The following is a 22,434-nucleotide window of genomic DNA, read 5'->3' as shown; positions in this document are numbered from 1 at the left end:
GGCCGACCTGTCCAGGTTTCCTCTGCCCTTCCGCCCTTCCGCCCTTCCGCCCTTCCGCCCTTCCGCCTTTCTGCAAGGAGTCGTACATGAACACGCCCCTGTCCCGGCGCTCAGCGCTCCAGGCGGCCGGTGCCACCGCGCTCGCCGCCGGTCTCTCCGGGCTGACCGCCACGGCGGCCCACGCGGACGGCACCGAGTCCCGCCCCAGACTGGTCACTTACCCGCGTCCCGCGACGATGCCGACCAACACCAGCTTCCAGGTGCGGGTCCGCACCGCCCCGCACGGCGACTGGCAGACCCTCGACATCTACCGGCCGCAGTTCGAGGAGATCAACGCGACCACCGGCGGGGGCAAGGTCTACAACTCCTCGATGGCGTACTTCGACTTCGACGGCTCGGCCGAGATCGAGGTCACCTACCTCAAGGGCGGCACCACCAAGGCCCGGGTGAGACCGGACGCGCTGGGCATCACGCCCGAACTCCTCGGCGACACCCTGCGGTTCACCCTGGACGAGCCGAAGGACGTCGTCGTCCAGATCAACGACGAGATCTTCGACGCGCTGCACCTGATCACCAACCATGTCGAGCACCACGCCCCGTCCGCCGACGACCCGGACGTCATCTACTTCGGCCCCGGAGTCCACACCGTCACCGGCGGCGTCCTCACCGTGCCCAGCGGCAAGACCGTGTACCTCGCGGGCGGGGCCGTCCTGACCGCGCAGGTCTTCTTCAAGAACGTCGAGCGGTCCCGCCTCACCGGCCACGGAGTGCTCTACAACAACCCCAACGGCGCGATCCTCTGCGAGGGCAGCAAGAACATCCGGGTCGAGAACGTCATCATCCTCAACCCGGCGGGCTACGCGGGCACGTTCGGCGAGAGCGAGAACGTCCGCATCACCAAGGCGCGCGCGTTCAGTTCGAAGGGCAACGGCGACGGTTTCGACGTCTTCTCCTCGACCGGCATCACCTTCGACGGCTGCTTCATGCGCAACTCCGACGACTGCATCGCCATCTACTGCCACCGCTGGGACTACTACGGCGACACCCGCGACATCACCGTCCAGAACTGCACCCTGTGGGCCGATGTCGCCCACCCGATCAACGTCGGCACGCACGGCAACACCGACGCGCCCGAGACCATCGAGAACCTCGTCATCAAGAACATCGACGTCCTCGACCACCGCGAACCCCAGATGAACTACCAGGGCTGCATCGCCCTCAACCCCGGTGACTCCAACCTGATCAAGAACGTCCGCATCGAGGACGTCCGGATCGAGGACTTCCGCTGGGGCCAGGTCATCTACATGAAGGTCATGTTCAACACGAAGTACAACACCTCGGTCGGCCGCGGCATCCAGGACGTGTACGTCAAGAACCTCAGCTACGCCGGCACCCACGCCAACCCGTCGCTCTTCCTCGGCTACGACGCCGAACATGCCATCGACAACGTCACGTTCGAGAACCTGGTGATCAACGGGGTCGTCGTCGCCGACTCGATGAAGAAGCCGAGCTGGTTCTACACCACCGACGAGATCCAGTGGTTCTACAACGAGCACGTCACCAACCTGAAGTTCCTCACCACCGCCGAGGCCGAGGCGGCCGCCGCGTCATGACGATCCCCGCACCGAGCCGCCGGGGTTTCCTCGGCGGCACCGCGGCCCTGCTGCTGGCGTCGGGCGCGAGCGGACTGCTCGTGCCCGGCCGGGCGGCGGCGGCCCAGGACGACACCGGAGTGACCTTCACCCACCCCGGCCTCCTGCACACCGCCGCTGACCTCGCCCGTATGAAGGCGGCCGTCACCGCGAAGCAATCCCCGGTCTACGACGGCTACTTGGCGCTCGCGGCCCACGCCCGCTCCTCGTCGTCGTACGCCGTGCAGAACACCGGCCAGATCACCACCTGGGGCCGCGGCCCCGCCAACTACCAGAACCAGGCCGTCGCCGACTCGGCCGCCGCCTACCAGAACGCCCTCCTCTGGGCGGTCACCGGAGACACCGCGCACGCCGACAAGGCCCGCGACATCCTCAACGCCTGGTCCGCCTCGCTCACCGGCATCACCGGAGCCGACGGACCGCTCGGCGCGGGCCTCCAGGCCTTCAAGTTCGTCAACGCCGCCGAACTGCTCCGCCACACCGGCTACGACGGCTGGAACGCCGCCGACATCGCGCGCTGCGAGGAGTCCTTCCTCCGCGTCTGGTACCCGGCGCTGTCCTGCTACGCGCTCTACGCCAACGGCAACTGGGACCTGACGTCCCTTCAATCACTGCTGGCCATCGGGGTGTTCTGCGAGGAACCCACCCTCTTCCACGACGCGCTGCGCTTCGCCGCGGCCGGCGCGGGCAACGGCAGCGTCCTCCACCGCATCGTCACGGCCGCCGGCCAGGGCCAGGAGAGCGGCCGGGACCAGGGCCACGAACAGCTCGCGGTCGGTCTGCTCGCGGACGCGGCGCAGGTCGCCTGGAACCAGGGCGTCGACCTCTGGGGCTTCGACGACAACCGCATCCTCGCCAACGTCGAGTACGCCGCCCGCTACAACCTCGGCGGCGACGTCCCCTTCGTCCCCGACCTCGACCGCACCGGCAAGTACATCAAGCTCGCCGTGTCGGCCATCTCGCGCGGCCCCCTGCCGCCGATCTACGAGATGGCGTACGCGCACTACGCCGGCGTGCGCGGACTCGACACCCCGTACACGAAGAGCGCGGTCTTCCACGGCACCGGCGGCACCCGGGTCGTCGAGGGCAGCAACGACGACCTGCCGAGCTGGGGCACCTTCGCCTACGCCGGCGCGACAGCCACCGCACCGACCGTCCCGACACCGCCGGCCGGTGTCACGGCGGTCGGCGACGACCGTTCGGTCACGGTGACCTGGCTGCCGTCGGCCTGGGCCGACTCCTACACGGTCCTGCGGGCGACGGACGTGGACGGCCGCTACGAGACGATCGCGTCCGGGGTCGGGCAGCCGACGTACACCGACCGGCACGCGCACGCCGGGCGGACGTACTACTACACGGTCGAGGCCTCCAACACCCTGGGGGAGAGCGGCAGTTCGGCGTGGGCGGCGGCCTCCGCCGGGCTCCCTGGGGACTGGTCGAGCCAGGACGTGGGGGATGTGAAGATCCCCGGTTCCGCCGCGTTCGACGGCGAGCGCTTCGTCCTGGAGGCGAGCGGCACGGCCGACACCCACCGCCTCGTCCACCTCCCGCTGCGCGGCGACGGCACGGTCACCGCCCGGATCGTGTGGCCGCTCAGCTCGCAGTACTCCAAGATCGGCGTCACCGTCCGCGCCTCCCTCGACGCGGACGCGGCCCACGCCTCGATGCTGATCCAGGGGCTGCCGCTGCACACCTGGAGCGGGGTGTGGACGGTACGCCCGTCCACCGGCGCCGATGTCTCCGCGACCGGCAGCACACCCGTGCCGCCCTCGCAGCAGCAGGCGATCACGGTGAACGCGGCCTTCCCGATCTCCGACCTCGGCGCCCTGCCCGAGTCGGCGACACCGCTTCAGGCGCCCTACGTCGAGGGCGCGGGCGACGGCTACCGCCTTCGCGAGCCCTACTGGGTGCGCGTGACGCGGAAGGGACAGCGCTGCACCGGCGCCATCTCGCCGGACGGCGTCCACTGGACCGAAGTCGGCTCCACGGACGTCGAGTTGGGACGCACCGCGTACGCGGGCCTCACCCTCACCTCCTGCCTCGGCGTCGACGAGGACTACGCCGAGACCGGCACCGGCGCCTTCGACAACGTCACCGTGACCTCCCCGTCCGGAGTGGTCTGGCAGGTGCCCCGCCCGACCTGTACCCCCACCGACCTACGGGCTGACACCGGCGCGGACGCCGTCGAGCTGGCCTGGACCGACCCGGACCTGTCCGCCCGCTACACCGTGCTGCGCGCACCCCGCGCCGACGGACCGTTCAAGACCCTCGCCACCGACGTCGGCCCGGTCGGCTTCGGCACCCGCATCCGCTACTCGGACGCGACGGGGACGCCGGGAACGACGTACCACTACCGCGTCGCGAAGACCAACGCCGGTGGCCGCGGCCCGCGTTCGGCGCCCGCCCAGGCGGTGATGCCGACTCCGGCACAGCCCCAATTCGCCTCCGCCACCACCGCGTTCACCAACCAAGGTGCCGAGTTCCGCCATCTGCTGCGGGCCTCGCACGAACCCGTACGGTTCACCGCGGACGGCCTGCCCGCCGGGCTTCGCCTCGACCGGAGCACCGGGCTGGTGTCCGGAACCCCCACGGAGACAGGTGAGTTCACGGTCGCGACGACCGCGGCCAACGCCTCCGGCACCACGACCGGCACCCTCGCCCTCACCGTCGGCACCGCCCCGCCCACTCCGTGGACGTACGGCGACCTCGGCGACACCGTGCTCGACGACCGTGCCTTCGGGACGCTGGGCGTGGTGGCGATCACCACGCCGGGCAGCACCTCGTACGACGGAGACACCTTCACCGTGCGCGGCGCGGGCGTCGACCTGAACGCCAACGGCCAGGGAATGACAGGGCAGTTCGTCAGGCGGCCGGTCACCGGCGACTGCGAGGTCGTCGCCCGGATCGTCTCCCGCAGCGGAGTGACGACCGACCGGGTCGGGCTGCTGATGGCCAAGTCGCTGTCGCCGTTCGACCAGGCGGCGGGCGCCATCGTCACCGGCGGGAGCAGCGCTCAACTGATGCTCCGCAAGACCGTGGCGGGTGCCTCCGCCTTCACCGGCGGCGCCGCCGTCACCCTCCCCGCCCTGCTGCGGCTGAAGCGCGCCGGGACCGCGTTCAGCGCGGCCCTGTCCACCGATGACGGTGTCACCTGGACCCCCCTCGCCGACGGAGAGATCCCCGGCTTCGGTGACGCCCCCTACTACGTCGGCCTGGTGGTCTGCTCACGCAGCCAACAGGTCCGCTGCACCACGGAGTTCGACGAGGTGAGCATCACGCCCACCTGATCCTCCACGGATTGGAGATGCACAGCGATGAGCCGCACTTCCCCCCACGAGCACCTCCGCAGAACCGAGTTGAGCCGCCGCGGTCTTCTGAAGACCGCGGGCGGGCTCACCGCCGCCGTCGCCCTCGGCGGCGCCACGGTGGCCACCACCGCTGACGCGGCCCCGGCCACCTTCACCCACCCCGGCATGCTGCACAACGCCGGTGACATCAACCGCGCCAAGGTCAGGGTCGCGGCGGGAGACGACCCCTGGCTGTCCGGCTGGAACAGGCTGACCGCCAACTCCCACTCCCAGTCCACCTGGACGAACCGGGCGACCGCGACGATCATCCGCGGCGGTACCGGAGAGAACTACGCCACGCTCTACAACGACATCGCCGCCGCCTACCAGAACGCCCTGCGCTGGAAGGTCGGCGGCACCGAGGCGAACGCCGTGTGCGCCGCCAACATCCTCAACGCCTGGTCGAGGACGCTGACCACGGTCACCGGCAACGCGGACCGCTTCCTCGCCTCCGGCATCTACGGCTGGGAGTTCGCCAACGCGTGCGAGCTGATGCGCGACTACAGCGGCTTCGACCTGGCCGCCGCCCAGGAGATGCTCGCGAGCGTCTTCTATCCGCTCAACAACGACTTCCTGCTCAACCACAACACGGCCTGCATCACCAACTACTGGGCCAACTGGGACCTGTGCAACATGGCCTCGATCCTGGCCATCGGGATCCTCAACGAGGACAAGGCCAAGTACGACCAGGCCGTCACCTACTTCAAGTCGGGCGCGGGCAACGGCTCCATCGCGCACGCGGTGCCGTACCTGTACACCGACTCCGACGGCTACGCGCTCGGCCAGTGGCAGGAGTCCGGCCGCGACCAGGGCCACACCATGATGGGCATGGGCCAGATGGGCGCGATCTGCGAGATGGCCTGGAACCAGGGCGACGACCTGTACTCGTACGACAGCCGTCGCTTCATGAAGGCCGCCCAGTACGTCGCCAAGTACAACACCGGCAGTGACGTGCCCTTCACCACCTACACCTGGGGCACCGGGCAGAGCTGCGCCCAGTCGTCCCAGACGGTGATCTCCACCGCCTCCCGCGGCCAGGTCCGCCCCGTGTGGGCGATGCTCCACTTCCACTACAACCGGCGCATCAACCTCGACGACAAGTACATCTCGGCCATGTACTACGACCTCGTCACGCCCGAGGGCGGGGGAGGTGACTACGGCACCGACAGCGGCGGCTTCGACCAGCTCGGCTTCGGCACCCTGATGTACGCGAAGTAGCGGGCCCGGCATGTCCACGGGTCGGGCACCGGTGCCCGACCCGTGGACGCCCTCTTGACCCCGGACGACGGTGGATCGACACTCCAGTAGGGAATCCTAGTGAACAGGTAGGGAAGTATGAGGCGCCTTGAGCCGGTCACCACCAGCCGCGTGGACCGCTCGCCTCTTCTGACCTCCCGCCGTCACATCGACCTGCTGCGGGTGTGCAGCGCGATCAGTCTTCCGCGCTGAGCCCTTTCCACCGCTCGACGACGCTTCCGCCGCGCGTACGTCCACGCGCCCGTACCCGGGGAGTCCCATGTCCGTCACACCTCTCGCCGCCGTCCCCTCGCCCCGGCCCACCCCCGCGTTCCGGGGCCGGATCGGGCGCGACGCGCGCAGCGGGCACTACGCCGTGCCACGCCGCTACCGCCTCCATCTCTCCACCGCCTGCGCCGACGGCCTGCGCATCGCCGTCACCCACAGGCTGCTCGGCCTCGACGAGAGCTGTCCGGCCGAGTTCCTGTCCGCCGTGCCCGACTGTCCCGGCGGCGGCCACCTGGCGCTGCGCCCGCTCTACGAGGCGAGCGCCCACCGATACTCGGGACCGGCCGCCGCGCCCGTGCTCAGCGACGACTGGTCCGGCCGGATCGTCAGCACCCACGCCCCCGACATCACGCGCGACCTCGCCCGGCACTTCGGCGAGGGCGGACTCCAGCTCTACCCGTGCGGCGCCGAGTCGGAGATCGAGGCCGTCGAACGGCTCTGCGCGCAGGGCATCGAGGACGCGGCGCAGCGCGCCGGCGCGGCCGGGGTCGACCAGCAGGAACGCGAGGAGGCGCTCGGCCGACTGCTGGAGACGCTGGGCTCGCTCGACCGTTGGCTGGAGGGTCGCGAGCACATGCTCCGCGACGAACTCACCGCAGCCGACGTCGAGTTGTGGGTGTCCCTGGTCCAACTCGACACCGTGCACCGCAACCACCTGGATGCCGCCGCCGTGCAGCGCGTCGCCGACCACCCCCACCTGTGGGCCTACGCCCGCCGACTGGCCGCCCACCCGGCCTTTGGCACCCACCTCGACCTCGACGGCATCGCCCGCCGCCACCACGCCCGCTGCCAGGGCCTGGAGGCCGCCGGCGCGGCTGTCCAGATCCTGGACTGGGCGGCCCACGCGGCCGACGAAACCGGGGCTTTCCGCAGGTGAGCGAGGTCCACGCCGTCCGTCTGTCGGACGGGCATTGACATTCGTTCGGGCGGTTGCCTTAACTTGCCAAACACGAGGCCCGCAGGGGCCCAACAGTGATGGGTGACGGACATGTACGCAGTACTCCGGACGGCAGCACGCCGCTCCGCGGGCTGCGTACCGCCGTACGCGACCCCGCTGGTCGCCGACCGCGCCGTCGATCTGCTCCGGGTCAGCAGCGCACTGTGTACCGCACCGGGCCGCGCCCGCTGTCGGGCCTGACGACCGGTCGGCCCACGCACCTCTGACGCACACCCGCCGCTGCCGGTGTGCTCGACCCCTCCCCGCCCCCGGTCCCGTGCACCAGCGCGCGCCGTTCGCCGCCGCGCGCTTCACCGCCACGGACCGGGGTCCGCGAACCTGCCGGAGCCCACCATGAGTGAACCCCCTGGCGCCGTCGTGTCCCTCGCCGCGGCACCGACTGCCGACGAACCGTCAAAACCCCTCACCGCACAGCGAGTTCAGCCGCTGCGCCGTCCCGGCCGGTGGATCGTCACCCTGGTCGTGCTGGTCCTGGTCGCCCAGTTCGTGCACGGCCTGGCGACCAACCCCTTCTACCAGTGGAGCCGCTTCGGCTACTGGTTCCTGCGCCCGACCATCCTCGACGGACTCGTCATCACCCTCGAAGTGGCCGCCCTCAGCGCGGTGTTGGGCCTTCTCGGCGGCATCCTGCTCGCCCTGGCCCGGCTCTCGAAGAGCCCGGTGCTGCGCGCCACGAGCTGGACCTATGTATGGGCCCTGCGCTCGATCCCGCTCATCGTGGTGCTGATCTTCCTCTACAACTTCAGCGCCCTCTACCAGACCCTCAGCATCGGCGTCCCCTTCGGCCCCGCCTTCTTCTCCTTCGACGAGTCGAAGCTCGCCACCGACATGGCCGTCGCCGTCGTCGGTCTCAGCCTCAACGAGGCGGCGTACGCGGCCGAAGTGGTCCGCGGCGGCATCCTCTCCGTCGACCAGGGCCAGCACGAGGCGGCCTCCGCCCTCGGCCTGCCGAAGGGCTACCAGTTCCGCAGGATCGTCTTCCCGCAGGCACTGCGCTCCATCACACCCAACTACGTCAACCAGTTGATCGGCCTGATCAAGAGCACCTCCCTGGTCTTCTACGTCTCACTGCTCGACCTGTTCGGCTCCGCGCAGACGATGGGCTCGACCTACCCCGGCGACATCGTGCCGCTGCTCCTGGTCGTCACCGTCTGGTACCTGATCCTGACCAGCGTCGTGTCCGTCATCCAGTTCTACGTCGAGCGGCACTACGCCCGGGGCGCCACCCGCGCCCTGCCGCCCACCCCGCTCCAGAAACTCCGCACCGGTGTCACCGACCTGCGGGCCCGCATCCGCAGGGAGGCCGCCGTATGACCACGCACACGATCGAACCGCTGACGGACATCACGCCCGCCGCCGTGGAGGTGCACGACGTCCACAAGTGGTACGGCGCCCACCGGGTGTTGGACGGCGTCGACCTGACGGTACGGCCCGGCGAGGTCACCGTGATCCTCGGACCGTCCGGCTCCGGCAAGTCCACCCTGCTGCGGGTCATCAACCACCTAGAAAAGCCCGAGATCGGCTACGTCAGCGTCAACGGCGAGCTGATCGGCGTGAAGCAACAGGGCGGCAGGCTCAAGGAGTTGAGCGAGCGGGCCATCCTCGCGCAGCGCGGCCGGATCGGGTTCGTCTTCCAGAACTTCAACCTCTTCCCGCATCTGACCGTCCTCGACAACGTCGCCGCCGCACCCGTCGCCACCGGTCGGCTCGGCAAACCCGAAGCCCTGGAACTGGCAAGGGAGTTGCTCGGCCGCGTCGGACTGGCCGAGAAGACCGGCGCCTACCCGAGACAGCTCTCCGGCGGCCAGCAGCAGCGCGTGGCCATCGCACGCGCCCTCGCCCTGCGCCCCGGCGTCATCCTCTTCGACGAGCCGACCTCCGCCCTCGACCCCGAACTGGTCGGTGAAGTCCTCTCCGTCATCAAGGACTTGGCGACCAGCGGCACCACCCTCGTCATCGTCACCCACGAGATCGGCTTCGCCCGCGAGGTCGCCGACCGGGTCGTCTTCATCGACGGCGGAAAGATCGTCGAACAGGGCCCGCCGCACGAGGTCCTCGACAAGCCGCGGCACGAGCGGACCAGGGACTTCCTCAGCAAGGTCCTCTGAGCCCCTCCCCTCAACTCCCTTCTCGACAGCCCCGAACACCGAACCTAGGAACAGCCATGCCTTCTCCCAGCCTGCGCAGCAGACTCACCCGCGGACTCACCGCCACCACCGTCCTCGCCTCCCTCGCCGGCGGGCTCGCGGCCTGCGGCGGTGACAGCGACGCGGCCACCACGACGAGCAACGCGGCCTCCGGCACGGTCACGGTGGGTGCGCTCTCCAACGGCGCCGCCAAGGAGACGACGCTCAAGGTCGCCGAAGTGCAGTCGATCAGCGCCGAGTTGCCCAAGACGATCGCCAAGAGCGGCAAGTTGGAGATCGGCGTCGGCTTTCTGCCCTCCGGATCCCCGCCGCTCGGCTACGTCGGCTCGGACCAGAAGACCCTCACCGGCTCCGAGGCCGACATCGGCCGCCTGGTCGCCACCGTCCTCGGCCTCAAGCCGGAGCTGAAAAACTCCACTTGGGAGAATCTCTTCATCGGCCTGGACAGCGGCAAGGTCGATGTGGCCTTCTCCAACGTCACCGACACCGAGGAGCGCAAGGCCAAGTACGAGTTCGCCTCCTACCGGGAGGACAACCTCGGCTTCGCGGTGAAGTCGACCAACACCTGGAACTTCGACGGCGATTACGAGAACCTCGCCGGCAAGACCGTCGCCGTGGGCGCGGGCACCAACCAGGAGCGGATCCTCCTGGAGTGGAAGAAGAAACTGGCCGCCGAGGGCAAGAAGCCGCTCACCGTCAAGTACTTCCAGGACAACAACAGCATCTATCTCGCGCTGGCCGCCGGAAAGATCGACGCCTACCTCGCCCCGAACCCCTCCGTCGCCTACCAGGTCTCCCAGACCAAGGGCACGGCCAAGGCGGTCCGCAACGCGGGTACGTACTCCGGCGCCGGATCCTCCCTCCAGGGCCTGATCGCGGCCACCGCGAAGAAGAACAGCGGCCTTGCCAAACCCCTCGCGGACGCCATCAACTACCTGATCAAGAACGGGCAGTACGCCAAGTGGCTGGCCGCCTGGAACCTCTCCAACGAGGCCGTCGCCACGTCCGAGGTCAACCCGCCCGGACTGCCCCTCAGCGACTCCTGACCCACGTCCCCGCCCCGTGCGACCAGTACCGGAGCCGTCACCCGATGTCTTCCACCACCGATGTCGACACCATCGACACCACCACGTCCCACGTCCTGGACAACCCGGCCTGGGCCGCGCTCACCGGCCCGCACGCCCACTTCGCCGAGCGCGTCGGCCGCGCCGCCCGCTATCCCGTCGACGTGGCCGGCTTCCACGCCGTCACCGACACCGACGACCCGCGCGCCTGGGCTGACCTCGCCACGCTCGTCGGCCCCGGCGGCACCGCCGCGCTGCGCGGAGTGAGCGAGGTCCCGGACGGCTGGGAGATCGTCCGCTCCGGCGAGGGCGTCCAACTCGTGGACACCGGGCTGCGGGCCGAGTCCGACCCCGAGGCCGTACACCTCGGCCCCGACGACGTACCCGAGATCCTCGACCTGGTCGCCCGCACCGAGCCCGGCCCCTACCTGCCCCGCACCGTGGAACTGGGCACCTACCTCGGCATCCGCCACGACGGCCGGCTCGTCGCCCTGGCCGGCGAACGTCTTCACCCGCCGGGCTGGACCGAGATCAGCGCCGTGTGCACCGACCCCGGCCACCGTGGCCGGGGCCTGGCCACCCGACTGGTCCGCGCGGTCGCCGCCGGCATCAGAGAACGAGGCGAGCACCCCTTCCTGCACGCGGCGGCCACCAACGCGAACGCGATCCGGCTGTACGAGTCGATCGGCTTCAGCCTGCGCGCCCGTACGGTCTTCTCGCTCGTCCGGTTGACCGGGCCGACCGCTGCCGTCGCCGATCCGGAAGAAACGGCGTAGCCGTGCCGTTGCCCCCTAAGAAGCCGGATTCCGTGGAGGTGGAGCACATGTGTGGTGCGGCCATGCTTCACGTGTGTCTCACCACGCGGCAGCACATAGATCTGCTGCGTGTGGCCGGCGCGCTCTGTCGCCCCTGACGCCGTTGCCCAGCCGCCGCGCCCCCATGTCCATGGGCCGGCGATCTCGTACGGACCTCCAGGAAGGCACCCACTCGTGTCATCGACCTCCCCTTCTCCCTCGTCCCCGTTGCATCTCGCCGTCGCCCTCGACGGCACCGGCTGGCACCCGGCCTCCTGGCGCGAGTCGGTGGCCCGGCCCCGGGACCTGTTCACCGCCGGGTACTGGGCCGACCTGGTCGCCGAGGCCGAGCGCGGCCTCCTCGACTTCGTGACCTTCGAGGACGGTCTCGGCCTGCAGTCCTCGCACTATGGCGAGTTGGACGGTCGCACCGACCAGGTCCGCGGCCGCCTCGACGCCGTGCTGATCGCCGCCCGGATCGCCCCGCTCACCAGCCACATAGGCCTGGTTCCGACGGTGGTGTCCACGCACACGGAGCCGTTCCACATATCCAAGGCGATCGCCACCCTCGACTACGTCAGCGCGGGGCGCGCGGGTGTGCGGGTGCAGCTCTCCGCCCGGCCGCACGAGGCCGACCACTTCGGACGGCGCACCTTCCCGCCGATCAGCCTGGAGAGCCTGCGGACCCCGGCCGGACAGGAACTGCTCGCCGAGCACTTCGACGAGGCCGCCGACTACATCGAGGTCGTGCGCCGCCTCTGGGACAGCTGGGAGGACGACGCCGAGATCCGGGACACCGCCACCGGCCGCTTCGTCGACCGAGACAAGCTGCACTACATCGACTTCGAGGGCCGCCACTTCAGCGTCAAGGGCCCCTCCATCACCCCCCGGCCGCCGCAGGGCCAGCCGGTCGTCAGCTCCCTGGCCCACCAGACCGTCCCGTACCGGCTGGTGGCCCGCGCCACCGACGTCGGCTACGTCACCCCGCACGACGCCGACGAGGCACGGGCGATCGTCGCGGAGATCCGCGCCGAACAGGACGCGGCGGGGCGCGCCGACGAGCCGCTGCACATCTTCGGCGACCTCGTGGTCTTCCTCGACGACGACGAGGCCGCGGCGGTCGCCCGCCGCGAGCGCCTCGACGCCCTCGCGGGGGAGCCGTACACCAGCGACGCCCGCCTCTTCGCCGGTACAGCCGCCCAACTCGCGGACCTCCTCCAGGAGTTGCAGTCGGCCGGGCTGACCGGCTTCCGGCTGCGGCCCGCCGTCGCCGGCCACGACCTCCCGGCGATCACCCGGGGCCTGGTCCCCGAACTCCAGCGCCGTAACGCCTTCCGCCGCGCATACGAGGCCGACACCCTGCGCGGGCTGCTGGGACTCGCCCGCCCCGCCAACCGCTACGCCGCCGCGGCAACCGCCTGAGCCGGAGGGACCGTACGACATGAGCAAGCCCCTGAAGCAGATCCACCTGGCCGCCCACTTCCCCGGCGTCAACAACACCACGGTGTGGAGCGACCCCGCGGCCGGCAGCCACATCGAGTTCAGCTCCTTCGCGCACTTCGCCCGCACCGCCGAACGCGCCAAGTTCGACTTCCTCTTCCTCGCCGAGGGCCTGCGCCTGCGCGAACAGGGCGGAAAAATATACGACTTGGACGTCGTCGGCCGCCCCGACACCTTCACGGTCCTCGCCGCGCTCGCCGCCGTCACCGACCACCTCGGACTGACCGGCACCATCAACTCCACCTTCAACGAGCCCTACGAGGTGGCCCGCCAGTTCGCCAGCCTCGACCATCTCTCCGGCGGCCGTGCGGCATGGAACGTGGTGACCTCCTGGGACGCGTTCACCGGCGAGAACTTCCGCCGCGGCGGCTTCCTGCCGCAGGACGAGCGCTACTCCAGGGCCAAGGAGTTCCTGGCCACCGCCAACGAACTCTTCGACTCCTGGCACGGCGACGAGATCGCCGCCGACCAGGACACCGGCACCTTCCTGCGCGACGCCAAGGCCGGAGCCTTCGTCCACCAGGGCCAACACTTCGACATCCACGGCCAGTTCAACGTCCCGCGCTCGCCGCAGGGTCGCCCGGTGATCTTCCAGGCGGGCGACTCCGACGAGGGCCGCGAGTTCGCCGCCTCCTCCGCCGACGCCATCTTCAGCCGGTACAGCACCCTCGACCAGGGCCAGGCCTTCTACACCGACGTCAAGTCCCGCCTCGCCAAGTACGGCCGCCGGTCGGACCAGTTGCTGATCCTCCCGGCCGCCACGTTCGTCCTCGGTGACACCGACGCCGAGGCCGAGGACCTCGCGAAGGAGGTGCGCCGCCGGCAGGTCAGCGGCGCCACCGCCATCAAGCACCTCGAATTCGTCTGGAACCGCGACCTGTCCTCCTACGACCCGGACGGCCCCCTCCCCGACATCGACCCGGACGTCAGTGACAACCACATCTCCAAGGGCCGCGCCCAAGTGCGCATGTACCGCGACCCGTTGGCCACCGCCCGTGAGTGGCGCGAGCTGGCCGCCGCCAACAAGTGGTCGATCCGCGACCTGGTCATCGAGACCGGCAACCGGCAGGCCTTCATCGGCTCCCCGGCCACGGTCGCCCGGACCATCAACGACTTCGTGCAGGCCGACGCCAGCGACGGCTTCATCCTCGTCCCGCACATCACCCCGAGCGGCCTTGACCCCTTCGCCGACAAGGTGGTCCCGCTCCTCCAGGAACAGGGCGTCTTCCGCACCGAGTACGAGGGCCCGACCCTCCGCGACCACCTCGGCCTCACCCACCCCGACGAGGCCCGCGACGAACGCGCGGCGTCGTGAGCGTACGGAGGCGGGTTCAGTCCGCCCAGTCGAGCTGATGCTCCGGAGTCCCCACCGACCGCCCGTAAGCGACAGCTTCGGCGCGGCCGGCCTCGTCACCGCGCCGATACCGGAACACCCTCCCGGCGAAGACGACCACCCGCTCGTCGCCCACGGTGAAATCGGCGTACCAGCCGAGGGCCGGCTCCAGAGCGGCGGCGAGCGCCTCGGCGACCGCACCCGCGGCGCCGTCGTCGTCGGCCTCCCACTCCACGAGCGTCCAGACGCCGGGCTGCCCGGCCGCCGCACTCGCCGACACATCGGTCCGCTCCACCTTGCGGATGCGCAGTCCATGTGGCGCGAACACAGCACCGGGGCGCAGACTTTCACCGAGCACATATCCCGTGATCATGTCCATCTCCTCTTCGGGGTCGACGGGCTCTCTGCCATGATCGACGCCATGGCCGTCCGTATCGAGTCCGCCGACGTCACCGACCTCCATCGGGTTCTGGAGGACCACACCCGCTACTGGGGAGAGCGTGACCTTCGCGCGCTCCATCTCACGGCGCTGGTGCGGGAGTTCGGGTCCACCTGTCTGGTCGCCCGCGCCGAGGACGGCATCCGCGGATACCTCTTCGGGTTCGTCACGCCCGATCACACCGGATACGTACACCTCGTGGCGACCAGGGACGACGCGCGCGGCACCGGTCTCGGCCGGAGCCTGTACACGGCGTTCATCGAGGCAGCCGGACGGCAGGGCGCGGTCCGCCTCAAGGCGATCACCTCGGTCACCAACGAGGGTTCGATCGCCTTCCACCGCACGCTCGGCTTCGACGCGCGCGTCGTGGAGGACTACGACGGCCCGGGCCGACCCCGTGTCGTCTTCACCCGCGATCTGGTAGCCCACTAGTCGGCGGGACACAGCGGCGTGGCCGAGGCTCGTATCCCTCCCCCGAAGGCTACGAGCCCCGGCCGCTTCCCCCGGCGCCGGACTGTGGTCGTCCGCCCGCATGCGGCTGTACACATGCTGTCACCAGCACATCACCGCGGTGTCCCCCGACCCCCAGGTGGAGTACAGGCGCACACGGACGAAGCAGCGGCGGCCCTTGACGAGCCGGACCTTGAGTGTTGCGTGCGACCAGACTGCCGGTGACCGTTCCCGGGCGCCTGAGTCGAGGGCTACTCAAGTCACCCTGTATCAGGGGTGAGTAGTCGGACTCATATCTGCGTGATGACTTTCGAACAGGACGCCAAGACCCTGGAGCTGCCCTGGCCGTTCACCGGCCGGGAGGACGAACTCGAACTGGTCCGAGGGTCGTTGGCGACCGGCCGGCACGGCATCGTGGTCACCGGTCCGGCCGGCCGGGGCAAGACGCGGCTGGTCACCGAGGCAGTCCGGGGCGGCGACTGCGCCAGGGTCACCGGGACGCCCGAGACCCGCCATCTGCCCTTCGCCGCGTTCGCCCACCTGCTGCCCGAGAGCGTCTCCCTGCACCGCGCGGTCCAACTCCTGTCCGGCGTACGGCTCCTGGTGGTCGACGACGCCCATCTCCTCGACGACTCCTCGGCCGCCGTCGTCCACCAGCTCGCCGTCCACGGCCGTACCCGCCTGGTGGTCGTGGTGGCCGACGGCGCCCCCGTGCCCGGCGCGGTGTCCCGGCTGTGGACGGGCGAGCTGCTGCCGCGTCTCGCGCTGGAGCCGCTGCCCCGGGACGAGACGGCCCAGTTGCTCGCGGCGGGCGCCGGCGGCCCGCTGGAACCCCTCACCGTGAACCGGCTGTACGGCCTCTGCCAGGGCGATCTGCGCCTGCTGCGCGACCTGTTCCGCGCGGTGCGCCAGGCCGGGCAGCTCACCCGGGCCACGGACGCCGACGAATGGGCGTGGCGCGGCCCAGTGCCGGTCACCGCGACGGTCCGCGAACGCACCGCGCAAGTCCTCGCCCGGACCGACGTGTTGGAGCGCGAGAGCCTCGAACGCCTCGCCTTCGCCGAGCCGTTGGCGTCGTCCACGGACGACTTCGACCTCGACCTCCTCGAACGCCTCGAAGCAGATGCCCTGATCGACATCGACGACCTGGGCGCCGTCCGCCTCACCCACCCCCTGCACGGCCCCGCCCTGCGGGCCGCCGCAGGCCGGCTCAGGGCCCGACGGCTGGCCCGCACCCCCGAGCAGTGCACCCCGGCCCTCGCGGCCGAACGGAGCGCGCTGTCCGACCGCATCGACCGCACCGACGTACGACCGCTGCCGACGCCGGTGGGGGAGTGGCTGGTCGCGGAGGGCGCGCCGGTACCGGCCGGGTACGCCGCCGTACGCGCGCGCTTCGCGCGGCTGCGGGGCGAGCTGCGCGAGGCGGCGGCCTGGGCGCGCGAAGGGCTGCGGGAGGCCTCGGGCAGCCCGGCGTGCGAGCTCGAACTCGCCCTGGCCGCCGCCCAGTCGGGCGAGGTACCGGCCGGCGAGGAGGCCGTAGGAGACGCGGGGAGCTGGCTGGCGGCGGCACGCGGCGATGTGGAGGCGGCGCGGGAGACCGCGGCCGCTCGGTGGCGGGAGGACGGGGAGCCACGCGGTACCGCCTCGGAGGACGGCAGGCCCGCCGCGTACGTCCTCTACGACGCCGTACGCCTCGGTGCTCCCGAACGCGTCGCCGGCCGGCTCGCCCGGCTGCCCGGTGACGGACCGGCCGTCCTCGCCCGGCACGCCGAGGCGCTCGTCGACGGCGACGGACCCGCGCTGGACCGGGTGGCGGGGGAGCTGGAGCAGCGCGGGTTCCTGCTCTTCGCGGCCGAGGCGCACGCCCAGGCGGTACGGGCGCACCGCGACCCGCGCGCGGCCCGTATGTCCCGCACCCGCGCCGTCGCGCTCGCCCGTCGCTGCCAGGGGGCCCGGACCCCGGCGCTGTCCGGCCTGGTCCTCGGTGAACTCACCGCCCGCCAGCGGCAGATCGTCACCCTCGCCGCCGCGGGCCTCAGCAACCGGCAGATCGCCGAGCGCCTCACCCTCTCCGTCCGCACCGTCGGAAACCACCTCTACAGCGCCTACACCCGCCTCGGCGCGAGCGACCGCGCCGCACTGCCGTGGCTGGTGGAACTGCCGGCGGCGCAGCCGGCGTGAGGAGTGAAGGGCGGGCCGGGGCCTGACGGCTCCGGCTCCGGTACCCGCTCGCGGGCTCGCGGGCCGCTGCGGCACGCTTTCGGGATACAGAGGGCTGAGCGGGGCCGGGCGGACCGCACTGGTCCCGGACGGCCCCCCTGCGAGGCCGCCGCCCCGACAGGAGCCGGCCGCCGCGCTGATCGCCGCGCCCCACCCGGCCTGCCCGCCGTCCCGGCACCCGCCCTCTGCCCGTGCCCCCGTTGTCCCGTCCCGCCCGCTCAAGCCGCCCCGAACGCCGTGAACGCCCACCCCGTCGCCTGGTGCACCGCGTCCCCCGGCAACGCCGCCCGGGCGTCGCGCAGGGCCTCCGCCAGGGACAGGCCCGCGCTGAGGCCCTTGTGGAGGGCGAGCATCAGGGGGACCACGGCGGCGTCGTTGACGGGGGCGCTGCTGGCGACCACGCCCGCCGTGCCCAGCGGGAGCAACGCCGTCACCAGGCCGAGGAGTTCGTCCGCGCCGACCGAGGCGAACCGTGCCGTGTCGCAACTGGACAGGATGATGCGGTACGGGCTGCGGGCGAGGCGTTCGAAGTCATGGACGATCAGGGGGCCGTCGGCCATGCGCAGGGACGAGAACAACGGGCTGTCCGCGCGGAACGTGCCGTGTGCGGCGATGTGGGCCAGGGTCGCGCCGTCCAACTCGGCCAGCACGCGCGGGACTTCCGCGTCGTCGTGCTCCAGGACCGTGGGCCTGCCGTACTGGTCGGCCAGGTCGGGGACCTCGGCGCCGCCGGTCGCCAGGCCCGGCCCGCGCACCAGAACGTGGCGGCCGCCGGGGGGTGGTCGGGTGTCCAGGGCGCGCAGCCAACTGCCCGCCGACGGCGAGACGCTGAGCACCCGCTCGCGCAGGGAGGGCAGCAACGCCCAGGGGACGCGGTGGAGCCGGCCGGGCGGGACGACCACCACCGGGCCGCTGCCCAGGTGCCCGGACGCTTCTCCGAGGAGGAGTTCCTCCAGGCGTCGGCCCGCCGCCTCCACCAGCGGGAGTCTGGCGTCCGCGCCGGGATGCGCCAGGCGCCGTAGACCCGCCTGGACGTGTTCCGCCTCGGCCATCGCCTCTGTGAGCAGGCCCGCCTCGAAGCGCCGCACCCGGCCCTGGCCGCACAGCAGGGCGTGCACGCGGCCGTCGACGACGGCGAGTTCCACCAGCCGCCCCTCGCCGAGGCGGGCCAGGAGACGGGAGGGGTCGAAGCGGTTGCCCTCGCCGGGTGCGTCGCCGCGCATGTGGTGGGTGCGGGAGCGTATCTCCCGTTCCAGGCGCCGCTGTTCGCGTTCCAGGGTCGGCACCGGGTGGCCTTCCATCCGGGCCTTCTCCGCGCGGGAGGCGATCTCGCGGAACGCCGTCAGGCCACGGAGCAGGACCGGGTCGGCGGGCGGCCGGGTGGGCGGTGTGGACAGCGCGGTCGCGCGCCAGCGTTCGCTCCACACCAGCAGCCGCCGGGGGGCGCCCGCGTCGAGGCTCGCGCGCTGGGCGAGCGCGGCGAGTTCGGCGCCCTGTGCGGTCGCCCGGGCTCGCAACTCCGAGGCGCCCAGGGTCGTACGGTGGTCGTCGAGAACGTCGAGCCCGCGCCGGCAGGCCTCCAGCACCCCGCGACCGGAACCGGCGGCCCGCGCGCGCAGCGCCTGTGCCGCCCAGCCGGTCATCCGGGCCAGCGGCGGACCACCGCGTCTGCTGCGGGCGGCCACCGCCAAGTGCCGTTCCGCGTCCGCAGTCCAGCCCAGCGCCAGCGCGATCCGGCCCGCGAGCAGCGAGGCCTCGGGCGCGGACGGCGAGCCGAAGCCGGCCAGCCGGTCGGCCACCGCTGCGGCCTCCGCCACCAGCCGCCCCGAAGCCCGGCCGGCCGCCAACCGGGCCTCGATCAGCACCAGTCGGGCATGCGTCTCCCACCAGGTACGCCGCTGCGCGGCGAACAGCCGTACCGCCACCGCCGCACGCGCGATCGCCGTCTGCGGATCGTCCGCGAGCCGTGCCGCCCGGGCGGCTACGAGCAGCAGCTCCGCCTTGCGGGTGGACTGCCCGCCGATGCCGTCGAGCAGCCCCACCGCCGTGTCCGCCTGGGCCAGCGCCTCCGCGGCCAGCCCCGCGCTCAGCAGGACCTCGCAGCGGCGGATGGTGAGCATGAACGTCGGGGTGGTGAGCTTGGCGTACATCTCCTCCGCCTCGTCGAGGAGTTGGAGCGCGACCGGGATGTCGCCCGAGCGGAACTTGGCCAGGCCCCGGCTCTCCACCGCGTCGGCCTTGTCGTGCTCCTGGCCGGTGGTCTCCCACAGCACCTCGGCCGCCGTGAAGTCGGCGTCCGCCCGGTCCACCGCGCCGAGCGCCAGATGCACGGTCGCCCGCAGGGTGAGCGCCCGCGCCGTCCAGATCACGTCGTCCACCTGCCGCAGCACGGGAATCGCCCGCCGTACGTCCTCCAGGGCCTCCTTGTGCCGGCCCAGCACCCACCAGACGTAGGCCCGCCGGTACAGGACTCGCGCCCGGGTCTGACCGGTGCCGCGGGCGATGCCCCGCTCGAACGCCTCCAGGCCCTGCCGGGTGCGGCCCGCGTGCACCAGCGCCACTCCGAGCGTGCCGAGGACGTCCGCCTCGCGGTCCGCCGAATCCGCGCGGGCCGCCAGGTCGCGGGCCCGCCGCAGATGGTGCAGGGCGAGCCGCAGATCGCCGAAGTCCCGCTGCCACATGCCGATCGCGTGATGGGCCACGGAGGCCCGGAACGGCGTCGGATCGGTGTCGAGCACCTCACGCGCACCGGCCAGTGCCTCGCCCGGAGCCGCGAACACCATCGGCAGAAGGTCGAGAACCGAGTCGCTTCCCGCTGTCACTCCTCGGATGGTAGTGGTCCCCGGTGCACACCACACAGGGTTGGCGCTGTATCAAGGAGCGGTCCCGCGGCTCTGACTGACGAACGCCGCCTCAGGGGGAGGACCCGCCATGGCACCACAGCGATTCCACGAGCAGTTCGACCAGATCCAGCGCTCGATGCCCGACATCCCGCTCGCGATGGGGCCGGACGACTCCGCCGAGTTCTTCTACGAGAAGGGCGTCGTGCTCGCCCGCGACGGCGAGGAGGCCCGTCTCGTCGAGGACACCGTACGCACGCACTTCACCGAGACCACCGGCCTCACCGCGGACTCCGTGCGCCGCGCGGGCCCCGAGACCAACCGGTCCGGCATCACCCGCATCCAGGTCGGCGACCCGGGCCAGGGCGACCGGCGCGGCGACCACGCCGTGGCGAACGCGCTGCGCTCCCTGCGCGAACCGGAAGGACGTGCCGGACGCCGGCTCGTCAGCCGCAACCACGTGGTGTCGATCGCGGTGAACGCCTGCCCCGGCGACGAGCCGGTGCCCGTCGCGCTCACCGAGGGCGCCAACCCGGCAGCCGAGGAAGCCGGTTACGACGCCGACACGGCCGTCGGTGTCCTCGTCATCGACACCGGCCTCATGCACGACTACCAGTCGTACCCGCTGCTGGCCCACGTCCAGGGCGACCCCCAGATCAGCGAGACCGACAGCGCCGGAGTGCTCCAGCAGTACGTCGGCCACGGCACCTTCATCGCCGGGCTCGTCGCGGCCGTCTCGCCCAACACCGAAGTGACGGTCCGCAACACCCTCAACGACGCCGGCGCGATCCTCGAATCCGAGTTCGGCGAGGCCCTGTTCGCCGCCGTCGACCAGCACGGCTGGCCCGACGTCATCAGCCTCTCCGCCGGCACCTCCAACGGCCGCACCGACGGACTCCTCGGCATCGAGGGCTTCATGCGGGAACTCCGGGGACAGCGCACCCTGTTGGTGGCCGCGGCCGGCAACAACGCCAGCGCCACGCCCTTCTGGCCCGCCGCCTACGCCGACCTGCCCGACTACGAGGACGTCGTCCTGTCCGTCGGAGCGCTGCGCAGCGACGGCGAGTTCGGCGCCTGCTTCAGCAACCACGGCGCCTGGGTCAAGGCCTACGCCCCCGGCGAGCGCCTCGTCGGCCCGCTCACCGGCTTCGTCGCACCCACGCCGTACACCTACCAGCACACCACGTACGACGCCTGCCGCTTCGGCTTCACCTACTCCTGCACCTGCCAATCGCCGCAGCACGCCGGTGTGTTGAGCCAGGCGGGGGAGACGGAACCGGGCACGCCGGACCAGGTGTCGTTCGCGGGGCTCGCGCAGTGGAGCGGCACCTCGTTCGCGACACCCGTCGCCGTCGGCATGGTCGCCGCCTTCATGACGGCCAACAAGGAGACCGACGCCCGCGCCGCCCGCAGGCAACTCCTCACCGCCAACACCGAGTACGCCGAAGTACGCGGGGCGCATGTACCGGCGCTGCGCCCGCCCACCTGGCGCCCGGTGCCCGTCGCGCCGCTCACCCCTCCGGCATGAGGGCCGGAACCGTCCCTTCCACGGCGTACGATGACATGCCGTACACGAGGGGTGGGACCGTGGACCGTGCACAAGTCGGCGCGCTCGTCGAGTCCGCCGTCGACGGCGACGCGGCGGCCTGGAAGGCGATCGTGGAAGGGCTGAGCCCACTGGTCTGGTCCGTGGTGCGCGCCCACCGGCTCTCCGACGCCGACGCCCACGAGGTCTACCAGACGGTGTGGTTCCGCTTCGCCCAGCATCTGCGGCGGATCCGCGAACCGGAGAAGGCCGGCTCCTGGCTGGCCAGCACCGCGCGCAACGAGTGCCTGAAGGTGATCAAAAGCCTCAAGCGGCTGATGCCCACGGACGATCCCCAGGTCCTCGACCGGATCAGCGAGGAGCGCACGCCCGAACAGTCGCTGATCGACTCGGAGGAGGCCGCCTCCGACGCCGAGCGCATCCGCCGGGTGTGGCAGGAGTTCGAGGAACTGGGCGAACGGTGCAGGCAGTTGCTGCGGGTTCTGATGGCCTCGCCGCCGCCCAGCTATCAGGATGTGTCCGCCGGCCTGGGCATCGCCGTCGGCAGCATCGGCCCCATGCGCCAGCGCTGTCTGCGCCGACTGCGGGCCCGACTGGACGCCCGGGGGGCGGTGTGAACG

Annotated in this window: 18 protein-coding genes; 16 read left to right on the top strand and 2 right to left on the bottom strand. The window is 71.4% G+C overall.

Going from position 1 to position 22,434, the window contains the following annotated elements; all coding sequences use genetic code 11:
• Positions 1-86: 86 nt before the first annotated feature.
• The 12 genes from AB0M63_RS25360 (at position 87) to AB0M63_RS25305 (ending at position 14,301) form a co-directional block, all read left to right on the top strand.
• Positions 87-1,613, top strand: a complete 1,527-nt coding sequence (locus tag AB0M63_RS25360; RefSeq protein ID WP_355911736.1) for a glycosyl hydrolase family 28 protein — start codon at positions 87-89, stop codon at positions 1,611-1,613.
• A complete protein-coding gene (locus AB0M63_RS25355; protein WP_366020988.1) occupies positions 1,610-4,939 on the top strand; it encodes an alginate lyase family protein in 3,330 nt (1,109 codons plus the stop codon). The genes AB0M63_RS25360 and AB0M63_RS25355 overlap by 4 nt, the downstream gene beginning before the upstream one ends.
• 27 nt (positions 4,940-4,966) lie before the next feature.
• Positions 4,967-6,217, top strand: a complete 1,251-nt coding sequence (locus tag AB0M63_RS25350) for an alginate lyase family protein (protein WP_366020987.1) — start codon at positions 4,967-4,969, stop codon at positions 6,215-6,217.
• Between the two features lie 117 nt (positions 6,218-6,334).
• Entirely contained in the window at positions 6,335-6,448 is a 114-nt protein-coding gene (locus AB0M63_RS25345; protein WP_355911727.1) for a putative leader peptide, read from the top strand.
• A gap of 67 nt (positions 6,449-6,515) precedes the next feature.
• Complete coding sequence (locus AB0M63_RS25340) at positions 6,516-7,400, top strand: glutathione S-transferase C-terminal domain-containing protein (RefSeq protein ID WP_366020986.1); 885 nt, start codon at positions 6,516-6,518, stop codon at positions 7,398-7,400.
• Positions 7,401-7,511: 111 nt separating this feature from the next.
• A complete protein-coding gene (locus tag AB0M63_RS25335) occupies positions 7,512-7,661 on the top strand; it encodes a hypothetical protein (protein WP_355911721.1) in 150 nt (49 codons plus the stop codon).
• Positions 7,662-7,814: 153 nt separating this feature from the next.
• Complete coding sequence (locus AB0M63_RS25330) at positions 7,815-8,795, top strand: amino acid ABC transporter permease (protein ID WP_366020985.1); 981 nt, start codon at positions 7,815-7,817, stop codon at positions 8,793-8,795.
• A complete protein-coding gene (locus AB0M63_RS25325) occupies positions 8,792-9,589 on the top strand; it encodes an amino acid ABC transporter ATP-binding protein (RefSeq protein WP_355911715.1) in 798 nt (265 codons plus the stop codon). The genes AB0M63_RS25330 and AB0M63_RS25325 overlap by 4 nt, the downstream gene beginning before the upstream one ends.
• A gap of 56 nt (positions 9,590-9,645) precedes the next feature.
• A complete protein-coding gene (locus AB0M63_RS25320; RefSeq protein WP_366020984.1) occupies positions 9,646-10,674 on the top strand; it encodes an ABC transporter substrate-binding protein in 1,029 nt (342 codons plus the stop codon).
• A gap of 44 nt (positions 10,675-10,718) precedes the next feature.
• A complete protein-coding gene (locus AB0M63_RS25315) occupies positions 10,719-11,468 on the top strand; it encodes a GNAT family N-acetyltransferase (RefSeq protein WP_366020983.1) in 750 nt (249 codons plus the stop codon).
• 213 nt (positions 11,469-11,681) lie between these two features.
• On the top strand, positions 11,682-12,908 hold the full coding sequence (locus tag AB0M63_RS25310; RefSeq protein WP_366020982.1) for an LLM class flavin-dependent oxidoreductase: 1,227 nt from the start codon (positions 11,682-11,684) through the stop codon (positions 12,906-12,908).
• Between the two features lie 19 nt (positions 12,909-12,927).
• Positions 12,928-14,301: an NtaA/DmoA family FMN-dependent monooxygenase gene (locus AB0M63_RS25305; RefSeq protein WP_366020981.1), complete on the top strand. Its 1,374-nt coding sequence runs from the start codon at positions 12,928-12,930 to the stop codon at positions 14,299-14,301.
• A gap of 16 nt (positions 14,302-14,317) precedes the next feature.
• Here AB0M63_RS25305 and AB0M63_RS25300 read toward each other — a convergent pair whose 3' ends face one another.
• Positions 14,318-14,692, bottom strand: a complete 375-nt coding sequence (locus AB0M63_RS25300; RefSeq protein WP_366020980.1) for a hypothetical protein — start codon at positions 14,690-14,692, stop codon at positions 14,318-14,320.
• Between the two features lie 48 nt (positions 14,693-14,740).
• Between AB0M63_RS25300 and AB0M63_RS25295 the strand changes: the two genes are divergently transcribed.
• Both AB0M63_RS25295 and AB0M63_RS25290 read left to right on the top strand, forming a co-directional pair.
• The gene (locus AB0M63_RS25295; protein ID WP_355911700.1) at positions 14,741-15,190 is read left to right on the top strand and encodes a GNAT family N-acetyltransferase; all 450 of its coding nucleotides are present in this window, start codon (positions 14,741-14,743) and stop codon (positions 15,188-15,190) included.
• A 321-nt stretch (positions 15,191-15,511) separates the two neighbouring features.
• Positions 15,512-17,389: a LuxR family transcriptional regulator gene (locus AB0M63_RS25290; protein WP_366020979.1), complete on the top strand. Its 1,878-nt coding sequence runs from the start codon at positions 15,512-15,514 to the stop codon at positions 17,387-17,389.
• 257 nt (positions 17,390-17,646) lie between these two features.
• Here AB0M63_RS25290 and AB0M63_RS25285 read toward each other — a convergent pair whose 3' ends face one another.
• Complete coding sequence (locus AB0M63_RS25285) at positions 17,647-20,250, bottom strand: CHAT domain-containing tetratricopeptide repeat protein (protein WP_366020978.1); 2,604 nt, start codon at positions 20,248-20,250, stop codon at positions 17,647-17,649.
• A gap of 109 nt (positions 20,251-20,359) precedes the next feature.
• Between AB0M63_RS25285 and AB0M63_RS25280 the strand changes: the two genes are divergently transcribed.
• Both AB0M63_RS25280 and AB0M63_RS25275 read left to right on the top strand, forming a co-directional pair.
• On the top strand, positions 20,360-21,796 hold the full coding sequence (locus tag AB0M63_RS25280; protein ID WP_355911691.1) for a S8/S53 family peptidase: 1,437 nt from the start codon (positions 20,360-20,362) through the stop codon (positions 21,794-21,796).
• Positions 21,793-22,431: a sigma-70 family RNA polymerase sigma factor gene (locus tag AB0M63_RS25275; RefSeq protein WP_355911688.1), complete on the top strand. Its 639-nt coding sequence runs from the start codon at positions 21,793-21,795 to the stop codon at positions 22,429-22,431. The genes AB0M63_RS25280 and AB0M63_RS25275 overlap by 4 nt, the downstream gene beginning before the upstream one ends.
• Positions 22,432-22,434 lie beyond the last annotated feature (3 nt).

This window comes from Streptomyces sp. NPDC051576, assembly GCF_040681835.1.
Taxonomy (GTDB): Bacteria; Actinomycetota; Actinomycetes; order Streptomycetales; family Streptomycetaceae; genus Streptomyces.
Note: the sequence above shows the minus strand (reverse complement) of the source record. Positions and strands in the feature narration are given on the sequence as shown.